The sequence below is a fragment of the Lacinutrix sp. genome (genome assembly GCF_037625555.1).
Lineage (GTDB): Bacteria > Bacteroidota > Bacteroidia > Flavobacteriales > Flavobacteriaceae > Lacinutrix.
On sequence record NZ_JASJHV010000132.1, the window covers coordinates 1 to 11,521 of the forward strand.

The 11,521-nt window shown below is 31.2% G+C and carries 12 protein-coding genes; 7 read left to right on the forward strand and 5 right to left on the reverse strand.

Annotated elements, in window-relative coordinates:
- Positions 1-55: 55 nt before the first annotated feature.
- Both QNK89_RS10975 and QNK89_RS10980 read left to right on the forward strand, forming a co-directional pair.
- The gene (locus QNK89_RS10975; RefSeq protein ID WP_340171117.1) at positions 56-571 is read left to right on the forward strand and encodes a DinB family protein; all 516 of its coding nucleotides are present in this window, start codon (positions 56-58) and stop codon (positions 569-571) included.
- Positions 572-574: 3 nt separating this feature from the next.
- Entirely contained in the window at positions 575-1,075 is a 501-nt protein-coding gene (locus tag QNK89_RS10980; RefSeq protein ID WP_340171119.1) for a phosphoribosylaminoimidazolesuccinocarboxamide synthase, read from the forward strand.
- Between the two features lie 3 nt (positions 1,076-1,078).
- Here QNK89_RS10980 and aroB read toward each other — a convergent pair whose 3' ends face one another.
- A complete protein-coding gene (aroB, locus tag QNK89_RS10985; protein ID WP_340171121.1) occupies positions 1,079-2,146 on the reverse strand; it encodes a 3-dehydroquinate synthase in 1,068 nt (355 codons plus the stop codon).
- Positions 2,147-2,237: 91 nt separating this feature from the next.
- On the opposite strand from aroB, the gene QNK89_RS10990 reads away from it, so the two are divergent.
- A complete protein-coding gene (locus QNK89_RS10990) occupies positions 2,238-3,410 on the forward strand; it encodes a proline dehydrogenase family protein (RefSeq protein ID WP_340171123.1) in 1,173 nt (390 codons plus the stop codon).
- Positions 3,411-3,437: 27 nt separating this feature from the next.
- Here the strand turns inward: QNK89_RS10990 and QNK89_RS10995 are convergent, their stop codons facing one another.
- The 4 genes from QNK89_RS10995 to QNK89_RS11010 form a co-directional block, all read right to left on the reverse strand.
- The gene (locus QNK89_RS10995; RefSeq protein WP_340171125.1) at positions 3,438-3,812 is read right to left on the reverse strand and encodes a hypothetical protein; all 375 of its coding nucleotides are present in this window, start codon (positions 3,810-3,812) and stop codon (positions 3,438-3,440) included.
- Between the two features lie 109 nt (positions 3,813-3,921).
- Positions 3,922-5,121, reverse strand: a complete 1,200-nt coding sequence (locus tag QNK89_RS11000; protein ID WP_340171127.1) for an alanine dehydrogenase — start codon at positions 5,119-5,121, stop codon at positions 3,922-3,924.
- Positions 5,122-5,213: 92 nt separating this feature from the next.
- Positions 5,214-5,624 (reverse strand): tRNA (adenosine(37)-N6)-threonylcarbamoyltransferase complex ATPase subunit type 1 TsaE, encoded by a 411-nt coding sequence (gene tsaE, locus QNK89_RS11005; RefSeq protein ID WP_340171130.1) that lies wholly within the window; start codon positions 5,622-5,624, stop codon positions 5,214-5,216.
- 34 nt (positions 5,625-5,658) lie between these two features.
- Positions 5,659-7,212 (reverse strand): bifunctional response regulator/alkaline phosphatase family protein, encoded by a 1,554-nt coding sequence (locus tag QNK89_RS11010; RefSeq protein WP_340171133.1) that lies wholly within the window; start codon positions 7,210-7,212, stop codon positions 5,659-5,661.
- A gap of 39 nt (positions 7,213-7,251) precedes the next feature.
- On the opposite strand from QNK89_RS11010, the gene QNK89_RS11015 reads away from it, so the two are divergent.
- The 4 genes from QNK89_RS11015 to QNK89_RS11030 all read left to right on the forward strand — a co-directional run.
- A complete protein-coding gene (locus tag QNK89_RS11015; protein ID WP_340171135.1) occupies positions 7,252-8,475 on the forward strand; it encodes an HD domain-containing protein in 1,224 nt (407 codons plus the stop codon).
- 159 nt (positions 8,476-8,634) lie between these two features.
- On the forward strand, positions 8,635-9,663 hold the full coding sequence (lpxD, locus tag QNK89_RS11020; RefSeq protein ID WP_340171138.1) for a UDP-3-O-(3-hydroxymyristoyl)glucosamine N-acyltransferase: 1,029 nt from the start codon (positions 8,635-8,637) through the stop codon (positions 9,661-9,663).
- Complete coding sequence (locus tag QNK89_RS11025) at positions 9,650-11,056, forward strand: bifunctional UDP-3-O-[3-hydroxymyristoyl] N-acetylglucosamine deacetylase/3-hydroxyacyl-ACP dehydratase (protein WP_340171141.1); 1,407 nt, start codon at positions 9,650-9,652, stop codon at positions 11,054-11,056. Before lpxD ends, QNK89_RS11025 begins: the two co-directional genes overlap by 14 nt.
- Positions 11,057-11,150: 94 nt before the next feature.
- On the forward strand, positions 11,151-11,521 hold a 371-nt coding region (locus tag QNK89_RS11030), incomplete at its 3' end, for a DapH/DapD/GlmU-related protein (protein WP_340171144.1).

The following is an 11,521-nucleotide window of genomic DNA, read 5'->3' on the forward strand; positions in this document are numbered from 1 at the left end:
GGACTTTTTTGTGAAGTATAAATAGATCAATAAATTTTAGAGTAAAATATTAATTATGAAAGTTACAGACTTAGAAAAAGGAGAGTTTTTACCTTATTTTCAGACTTATATTGATAGAATTGGCGAATTAATTCTTGTAGATGGATTAGAAGATGGATTAAAAAACGTAATTAGTTTTTTTAAAAGCATACCTGAGGATAAGCTAGAATATAGTTACGAAGCTAATAAATGGACGGTTAAAGAAATTATTAGTCATTTAATAGACTCAGAGCGTGTTTTTGCATACAGAGCTATGCGTTTTGCAAGAAAAGACAAAACAGCAGTTGCTGGTTTTGATGAAAACGATTATGCTAAAGAAAGCTATGCTAATACTAGAACACTTGAAGATTTGTTAGAGGAGTATACTTTAGTAAGGCAATCTACAATTGCACTTTATAACACTTTTGGTGCAGATGCATCAAGAAGCGTTGGAGTTGCTGGAAGTGGAGAAGTATCAGTTAGAGCACTAGGTTTTTTAATTGCAGGACATGAAAAACACCATTGCGAGATAATAAAAGAACGTTATTTGTAATTTGTGAGCACTAAAAATAGTTTTAAAACGAAAACTGGATATTGTCATGTTTTACAAGATAAAATTGTGTTATATAGAAAAGGTTTTATTGGTGATTTAGCAAAGTTAAAAAGCGGAGAAGGTATTTATGGTTTACTTGCTTTTCGTGGAGTATTAGCAGTATTTTTGTTTTATATGGCATTCAGCAAGATTAATAATAACCACTGGGTTTTATTTGGAGTGTATTTTGGAATTGCTATTTTTCTTGTGTATAACATTATAACCAGTCTCAATTTAAGTGCAGCATCAGTAATAGATTTTAGTAAGATAATTGCAGTCGAATTTAAGCCAGCTAAAAAATTATTAACTAGAAGTTATTTTATAGTAAATTTTAAACAGAATAACGGAAAGACTAAAAGCCGACTTATAATGCTTCCAGGTTCTTTAAATAATGGAAATGTTGAAACTAAAAAAGCACTTGAAATCATAAAAAATGCTGAATTAATTAAAAATAATATAACCTAAAATTTAAATAGCATAATATTTAAAAGCTTCAACTATAGATTCATTTTCTACAATACAATCTGTTTTAGGTTTCCCAATAGCTTCTAATAATACAAAATTTACATTTCCATTCTCGTTTTTCTTGTCGTATTTTAAAAGATCGATAATAGGAGCGTAGTCCACTTCATTTATTTCTACATGACCATAAATAGCCTTAATTACATGCTTAATGCTTGTATTTTTTTCTTCAGAAAAACCACAATATTTAACAGAAAGGTAGTTGGCTAAAATAACACCAATAGCAACAGCTTCTCCATGCAACAAACGCTCTTTGTTGTCATGCTCCATAAAATAAGATTCTATGGCGTGACCTAAAGTGTGACCGTAATTTAAGGTTTTACGTAGTCCTTGCTCTTTTGGATCCTGCTCAACAATAGTTTTTTTAATAATAATAGACTCATAAATTAATTCATCTAAATCTTCAATTGTAGATTTAGATAAATCTTGAATTTTATTCCAATAATTTTCATCAAAAATCAAACCATGTTTAAGCATTTCTGCTAAGCCAGAGCGCATCTCTAACTGAGGTAAAGTGCCTAAAAAGGCAGAATCGACAACAATTAATTCAGGAGTGTTTATTACACCAATTTGGTTTTTTAAATGTCCTAAATCTATTCCAGTTTTTCCTCCTATAGAGGCATCAACCATTGCTAATAGAGAGGTTGGTATGTTTATAAAGTCTATTCCTCGCTTAAAAGTAGATGCTACAAAACCTCCCAAATCTGTAACAACTCCACCACCAATATTAATAATAACACTTTTTCTATCTGCTCCATATTCAGATAGGGCTTCCCAAAGTCCTAAACAAATATCTAAGTTCTTTGATTCTTCTCCAGGATCGATTTCTAAAATATCGTAAGCGATATCTGCATCAATATTTGCTAGAAAAAAGGGCACACAATCAATATTAGTATTTGTGTCGCATAGAATAAAAACTTTCGAGTAATTTGAAGTTTTTAAATGATCATTCACATATTTATAGCGTGAGTTATTAAAATGAATAGTACAATCTTGTGTTGTTATTGATTTCATTAAAAAGTAAATTATTATGATGTAAAAGTAAGGCGTTTTTGGAGAAATATAACTTAGTTAATTTATATTTGCTTAAATATATTCGCTTTCTATGAGTACTGAAAAAAATTTTAATAATACAGAGATTGCTTTTGCTTTAAAATCTAAAACAGAATTACAAAAAGCACATTTTTTATTTAAAATCATGGCAAGTCCAACATTGGTAAGTGTTGGTTCTAAAGTTGCTTTAGTGTCTTTAAAGTTAGGTTTACCTGTAAAAGGATTAATAAAAAACACTATTTTTAGTCAGTTTTGTGGTGGCGAAACAAAGCAAGAATGTTTGCCTGTTATCTATAAATTAAATAAAAAAGGAGTGTCTTCAATCATGGATTTTTCTGTTGAAGGAAAAGAAAGTGAAGCAGATTTTGATGCTGCTGCAAAAAAGAAGGTGGAGTTAGTAAAGTTTGCAAGCGAGCACGACGAAATTCATATTGTAGCAATGAAACCTACAGCATTAGGTCGATTTGGTTTATTTCAGAAAGTATCCAAAAAAGCAGAATTAACTTCAAACGAACAAGAAGAATGGAATAGAATTGTAGCGCGCTTTGATGCAATTTGTAAAGCAACCTATAATGCTAAATTACGCGTGTTAATTGATGCAGAAGAAAGCTGGATGCAAGATGCTGCAGATGATTTAGTAGAGTTAATGATGGAGCGTTACAATACAGAACGCTTAACTGTCTATAATACATTGCAATGTTATCGATGGGATCGTGTAGATTATATGAAAAATTTACACAATCGCGCAAAAGGTAAAAGTTATTTAATTGGTTTAAAAATTGTTCGTGGTGCTTACATGGAAAAAGAACGTGAGCGTGCTGAAGCTAAAGGATATCCATCTCCAATTTGTGCTTCCAAAGAAGATACAGATTTAACGTTTAATACTGCTTTAGGTTATATATTAGATAATTCTAAAGATTTTTCTGTATTTGTAGGTACACATAACGAACCTAGCTCTTATCTAGCTATGGAGCTAATGGAACAAAAAAAAATGGAACGTAATAATAATACGGTTTGGTTTGGGCAATTGTATGGTATGAGTGATCATATTAGTTTTAATTTAGCTAAAAAAGGGTATAACACTGCTAAATTAATTCCTTTTGGACCTATAAAAGAAGTAATACCTTACCTTATTCGTCGTGCAGAAGAAAATACTAGTGTTGAAGGACAGACAGGTCGTGAGTTGTCACTTATAAATAAAGAGATGAAAAGAAGAAAAGCATAAGTAGCTTTTATTCTTTTATAAAATGATTTAATCAGTAAATTCGATTTTTTCAATTGTCGTTGTTTTCTCGCAGTTTTCTACTGTTAGTACAGCATCTTTACCGTCTATTTCTCCTTCTACAAAATAAACACCACAAGGTTTTTTTCTAGTATCGCTTTTAGAAAAATTAATATCACCTTTGTAAAGTATGTAGTTTATTTTAGTTGTATCAATGCCTTTAGAAGTCATAAATACAGTCGCATTTGTAGAGTATTCTAATGTTTTTGTTCTAATGTTTTTTAAGACTCTTGCGTCTGGACCATAATCGCAAGATGCTTTTTTTCCATTTAAAAAAAAGGCTAATAAGACTAGTCCAATAGCAAAACCACCAAAATAATAACCAAATCTTTTAAGCAAGCTCATTTAAAATGTTTTTTTATTTATTCTGAATAGATTTCAGAATGTATTTGTTTTAGCAAAATTCGGAAATATAACCGGTTTAAAGTAGCATTTTAAAAGCAAATTTAATTGTTTAAAAAATAAGCAAATTAATATCGTTATAGCTCATGTTAAACCACTCACCAACAGCACGATTAGTTAAAATGCCATGATAAAAATAAAGACCGTTCTTAAGACCACGATCCATACGTAAAGAGTCTTCTAGCCCACCATCTTCTGCTATTTTAAGTAAATAAGGCGTAAAAATATTACTAATAGATGCTGAAGCAGTACGAGAATAACGAGCAGGTATATTAGGTACACAATAATGTATTACACCATGTTTCTCAAATACAGGATGTTTGTGTGTGGTAACATCACTAGTTTCAAAACAACCTCCCATATCTATACTAACATCTATAATTACAGAGCCTTCTTTCATTTGCTCTACCATTGCTTCTGTAACAATTACAGGAGAACGATCTCTACCTCGAACAGCGCCAATAACTACGTCGCAACGCTTTAAGGCTTTGTTTAGGTATTTTGGTTGAATGGTCGAGGTGTAAAGTGTTCTTCCTAAGTTGGCTTGTACACAACGAAGCTTTGTAATTGAATTGTCAAATATTTTAACATTTGCTCCTAAACCAATAGCGCTTCTAGCAGCAAATTCACCAACAGTTCCTGCTCCAAGAATAACTACTTCTATTGGTGGAACACCACTAATGTTTCCAAACATTAAGCCATTACCATTACTAGAATTACTTAATAACTCTGAAGCGATTAAAACAGATGCTGTACCTGCAATTTCGCTTAAAGCACGAACAGCTGGGTAGGCTCCATCATCATCACGAATGAATTCAAAAGCTAAAGCGGTTATGCGTTTGCTTGCTAGAGTTTCGAAATATTTTTTAGATTGTGTTTTTAGTTGTAATGCGGAAATGAGTATAGTTTGTGGATTAATTAACTTTAATTCTTCAAGAGTAGGTGGTTCTACTTTTAAAATCATTGGGCAGCTGTAGACTTTTGCCACATCGCTAGTTATTTCAGCGCCATTTTCACTATAATCTTTATCGCTAAACTTAGATCCTTTTCCTGCTCCAGACTCTATAAGGACACGATGTCCATTATTTACAATTGCAGAAACTGCATCTGGTGTTAAACAAACACGCTTTTCTTGAAATGCTGTTTCCTTGGGAATACCAATAAATAATGAGCTTTTGCTTTTTAAAATCTCTAAAGTTTCTTCTTGTGGTAGTAGTTGTGCTTTAGAAAATGGAGTAATGGATTTTGCCATGTTTTGTTATTCGTTTTTTACAGTGAATTAAATTACGAATAAATAGTAAGTTTACAAGTATGTTATTGATTAATCTTGAATGATGAAAAAAATTAAATTGAAGTCATTTTCAGTGTTCTTGTAAAATCACCTTTTTGTTTTATTGTTATTTTGTGATAATCTGACACTAAATCTTCTAACAATTCAGGCCATTCAATAAATAAATACACATCTACATTTAAATAATCTTCAATACCAAAATCATAAAGTTCCGTTTCATTTTCTATTCTATATAAATCAAAATGAAAAATTGTTTTATTTTTAGCTTGATACTCATTTACAAGCGAAAAGGTGGGGCTGCTTACAGTATCATTACAACCTAAAGCCTTAACTAAGGCTTTTATAAGAGTGGTTTTTCCAGTTCCCATTTCTGCCTTAAATATAAATTTTTTAGAGGTAGCATGTTCTAATATTTGTTTAGCAACCTGGTCTAAATCATTTAATTTATAATTAATTTCTAACATGATGCAAAGTTAAAAAACAAATTTTAAAAAAATATTACTTAGGATTTAAAACAACAAAAGGAATTATCATTTCTTCTAAAGAGACTCCTCCATGTTGGTAGGTGTTTCTGTAATAACTTACATAATGATTGTAGTTGTTTGGATAAGCAAAAAACAAATCACTTTTAGCAAAAATAAAAGAACTGTTCATTGATAAAGAAGGTAAATGTATGGTTTTTGGGTCTTTAGCAGCCAACACATCTTTGTTTTCATAGCTTAAACTACGGCCTGTTTTGTATCTAAGATTTAAGCTTGTATCACGATCTCCAATTACTTTAGAAGGGTTTTTAACATTAATAGTACCATGATCTGTGGTTAATATTAATTTAAATCCCATTTGTTGTGCTTGTTGAATCATCTCTAACAAAGGAGAGTTTTTAAACCAACTTTGTGTTAAAGAGCGATAAGCTTTGTCATTAGATGCTAATTCTTTTACAACATCCATTTCTGTTTTAGAATGCGACAACATATCTACAAAGTTGTAAACCACAACTGTTAAGTCGTTGTCTTTAGTGCCTTTAAAGTTTTCTGCGAGTTTTTTTCCGTTTTTTAAATTAGTTATTTTATAATATTTGTGCTTTAAATGGGATAGGCCTAAACGCCTCAGTTGTGCTATTAAAAAATCGTTTTCATGCATGTTTTTACCACCTTCATCTGTATCGTTTTTCCAGTATTCAGGATGCATTTTTTCCATGTCACTAGGCATTAAACCTGAAAAAATAGCGTTTCTTGCATATTGTGTTGCGGTAGGTAGAATACTAAAAAAAGCAGTTTCAGTTTTCTTTTTGTAGTGATTAGTTACAAAAGGCTCGAATGCTTTCCATTGGTCGTATCGTAAGTTGTCTACTACTACTAAAAGTGTGGGTTGTTCTTTACTTAATTCTGGTACAACTTTATCTTTAAATAGGTTATAAGAAAGAGTAGGAGCATCTAAATTGGGCTCAAACCATGAAGGATAATTTTTATCAATAAACTTCCCAAACTGAATATTAGCTTCGTTTTTCTGAGATTCTAATATTTCGAACATTCCAGAATCTTCAATATCTTCTAATTGCATTTCCCAGTAAATTAGTTTCTGGTATAGTGCAACCCATTCTTCGTAACTATTTACCATAGCCATATCCATAGCTATTTTTCTAAATTCTTGTTGGTAATTAGAAGTTGTTTTTTCTGAAACTAGACGCGAATGATCTAAGTTCTTTTTCAAACTCAATAAAATCTGATTAGGATTTACAGGTTTTATAAGGTAATCTGCAATTTTATTACCTATTGCTTCTTCCATTATATATTCTTCCTCACTTTTGGTAATCATTACCACAGGAAGTGTGTCTTGTTTTTCTTTAATTTCATTAAGAGTCTCTAAACCTGTTAATCCAGGCATGTTTTCGTCTAAAAATACAATGTCAAATTTTTCGTCTTCTAAAATTTCTAAAGCTTCGGTACCGCTATTACACTTAGTAACTGCATAGTTTTTTTGCTCTAAAAAGATAATATGTGGTTTTAGTAAATCGATTTCATCGTCAACCCAAAGTATTTTTATTTTATCCATGTATATTTGTTTATCTTAATCAGTGAAAAAATTATCAGTTTGCAAAAAAGTAACAAACTTAAAATATTAAACGACCCAATTTACGGATTTATTACAATCCCTAATTCGTTAATTTTCGATTTAATAGAACATCGGTATTTCCAAAGGCTACGTCGCATCACCCAAATGGGAATGAGTTATTTGGTTTATCCAGGTGCACATCACACACGTTTTCACCATGCTATTGGTTGTATGCATTTAATGCAAAAAGCAGTACAAGTGCTTCGTTTTAAGGGTGTTGAAATTAGTGATAACGAAAAAAATGCATTATATATTGCTATTTTATTGCACGATATTGGACATGGACCATTCTCTCATGCAATGGAGCATAGTATTGTAAATGGTGTCTCTCATGAGCAAATTTCTTTGCTTTTTATGGAAAAACTCAATGCAGAATTTAACAATGATTTAACGTTGGCTATTCAAATTTTTAAAGGCGAATATCCTCGTCAGTTCATGTGCGAGCTTATCTCTAGTCAAATAGATATGGATAGAGCAGACTATTTAAAGCGTGATAGTTTCTATACAGGAGTTGCAGAAGGAAATATAAATAGCGAACGCTTAATAACAATGCTAAATGTAAAAGACGAAAAATTAGTAGTAGAAGACAAAGGTATTTATAGTATTGAAAAATTTTTAGTTGCTAGACGCTTAATGTACTGGCAAGTTTATTTACACAAAACAAGCTTAACAGCAGAACAATTGTTAATTAGAGTGCTAAAACGTGCTAAGGAATTAACAAAGAAAGGTGAGCAATTACCAGCAAGCAAAGCGCTTCAATATTTTTTAAATGAAGAAATAACACTAGACCTCTTTAATACTGAAAGTTTAGAAACGTTTGCAAAATTAGATGATTACGATATTGTTTCGGCAATGAAAGAATGGCAATATCATGACGATTTTATACTAAAAAATCTTTGTGAGATGATTATAAATAGAGATTTATTAAAAGTTAAAATAAAGAAAAAACCTATAAAACCTTCTATATTAATTCAGCATAAAAAAGAATTAATGAATAAGTATTCAATCTCTGATGCAGAAGCAGATTATTTTGTTTTTACAGGAGAGATTTCTAATCAAGCCTATACAAGAAAGAAGCAAGGTATTACTATTTTGCACAAAAACGGAAAGACTGAAGATATAGTTAAAGCCAGTGACCAGTTAAACCTAAAAGCTTTAGCAAAACCTATAACTAAATATTACAAATGCTACCCTAAAGCTTAATTCTTGTTCTTTTGTTAAATTTTATGTTTAATTATAGAAATCTTTAAAAACCTCAAATGGGATGTTATACTTTAGCTAAGCCGTTTTTAAGACTAGTAGTGCCAAACAACTTTTAAACAACCAACAATATATGATACATTTTTTCTATTTTTGCAAGAGATGAAATTTACAGCAGAACAAATAGCTGGTATTTTAGAAGGCGAAGTGGAAGGGAATCCTCAAGCAGAAGTTTCTAAATTATCGAAAATAGAAGAAGGAGTAGAAGGAGCATTAACCTTTTTGGCTAATCCTAAATATATACCCTATATATATACTACAAAAGCAACTATTGCTATTGTAAATAAAGATTTCGAGCCAGAGCACGAAATTACAGCAACTTTAATCAAAGTTGATGATGCTTACAAATCGTTCTCAAAACTGCTTGAATATTACAATCAAGTAAAAAATAATAAAGTAGGAATTGAACAACCTAGCTTTACGTCTGAAACTGCTTCATATGGAGAAAATGTTTACTTAGGTGCATTTTCATATTTAGGAGAAAATGTAAAATTAGGTGATAATGTTAAAATTTATCCACATGCATACATTGGCGATAATGTAACAATAGGAGATAATACAACCATTTTTTCTGGAGGAAAAATTTATTCTGAAACTCAAATAGGTAACAATTGTATTATAAATAGTGGAGCAATTATTGGTGCTGATGGTTTTGGATTTGCTCCAGATGAAAATGGAGAATTTCAAAAAATACCACAAACTGGAAATGTTGTTATAGAAGATAATGTAGATATTGGTTCTGCAACGACAATAGATAGAGCAACATTAGGATCTACACTAATAAGAAAAGGTGTAAAGCTAGACAACCAAATTCAAGTTGCACATAATGTGGAAATAGAGGAAAACACAGTAATAGCAGCACAGACAGGTATTGCTGGTTCTACAAAAATTGGAAAGCGTTGTTTAATAGGTGGACAAGTAGGAATTGCTGGACATCTAACTATTGGTAATGATGTTAGAGTGCAAGCACAAACAGGAATAGGACATCGTGTTAAAGATGGCGAAAAATTATATGGATCGCCAGCTATAGATTATGGTAATTATGTAAAATCATATGTGCATTTTAAAAATTTACCAACACTTGTCCAGACAATAAATGAATTAGAAAAAAAAGTAAATGGCAATAGTTAATTCAGAAATTAAGCAAAAAACTATAGAAAAAGATGTGTCTTTAACTGGTGTAGGATTACACACAGGAAAAGACGTTACGCTAACATTTAAACCTGCTCCAGCTAATTCCGGATTTTCTTTTAAGAGAATAGACTTAGAGGGTTGTCCAGTTATAGAAGCAGATGCAAACTACGTAACTAATACACAACGTGGCACTTGTTTAGAGAAAAATGGAGTAACAATACAAACATGTGAACATGTTTTAGCTGCTTTTACTGGTTTAGATATCGATAATGCAATTATAGAATTAGATAATTCAGAACCACCAATTATGGATGGCTCTTCAAAATTCTATGTAGAAGCAATAGAGAAGGCAGGAGTAGTAGAGTTAGATGCCTATAGAGAAGAATATGTTGTAAAAGATGTTATTTCTTACACAGACGAAGAAACTGGTAGCGAGATATTAGTTATGCCAGCTAAAGAGTACCAGGTCACTACAATGGTAGATTTTGGAACTAAAGTGTTAGGTACTCAAAATGCAACTTTAAACCGTTTGTCAGATTTTAAAAAAGACATTTCAGATTCTCGAACTTTTAGTTTTTTACATGAATTAGAATCACTTTTAGAACATGGTTTAATAAAAGGAGGAGATTTAAATAACGCAATAGTTTATGTTGATAAAGAACTGTCTCCAGAAACAATGCAAAAGTTACAAATTGCTTTTAATAAAAAAAATATAGCTGTAAATCCTAATGGTATTCTAGATAATTTAACCTTACATCATCCTAATGAAGCTGCAAGACACAAACTACTGGATGTAATTGGTGATTTAGCGTTAATAGGAACAAGAATAATAGGAAAAGTAATAGCGAATAAGCCAGGACACTTTGTAAACACTCAGTTTGCAAAAAAAATGTCTAAGCTTATTAAAAACGAAAGACGTAATAATGTTCCAGAGGTAGATTTAAATCAGCCACCATTAATGGACGTTAATCAAATAATGGATATGCTACCACATAGGCAGCCATTTTTATTAATTGATAAAGTTTTTGAGCTAACGGAGAATAAAGTTATTGGAATGAAAAATGTAACCATGAACGAAGAGTTCTTTAAAGGGCATTTTCCTGGAGCACCTGTAATGCCAGGCGTTCTTATAGTAGAGGCAATGGCTCAAACAGGTGGTATTTTAGTTTTAAGCACAGTGCCAGATCCAGAAAACTATCTAACATTTTTTATGAAAATGGACAAAGTTAAATTTAAGCAAAAGGTAGTTCCAGGAGACACATTAATTTTTAAGTGTTCTTTAATAACACCAATAAGACGTGGAATATGTCATATGCAAGGTTACGCATATGCAAACGGAAAATTATGCGCAGAAGCAGAACTAATGGCGCAAATATCAAAAATAAAATAATAATTTTACGAAATGAGCGATCACTTTAGTTTTATAATTAATGTAAAGTTTAAATCGCAAATACATTTTTATAAATTAAAATAGTTTTACAAAAATGAACCAACCATTAGCATACGTACATCCTGGAGCTAAAATAGCTAAAAATGTAGTTATAGAGCCTTTTACTACAATCTATAATAATGTTACCATTGGTGAAGGCACATGGATTGGGAGTAATGTAACTATTATGGAAGGTGCTAGAATAGGTAAAAACTGCAGTATTTTCCCAGGTTCTGTAATTTCAGCAGTCCCACAAGACTTAAAGTACGACGATGAGGATACTTTAACCATTATTGGCGATAATGTTACCATAAGAGAATGTGTTACTATTAATAGAGGTACAACAGATAGAATGAAAACTGTTATTGGTGACAATTGTTTAATAATGGCGTATTGCCATGTTGCGCACGATTGTATTGTAGGTAA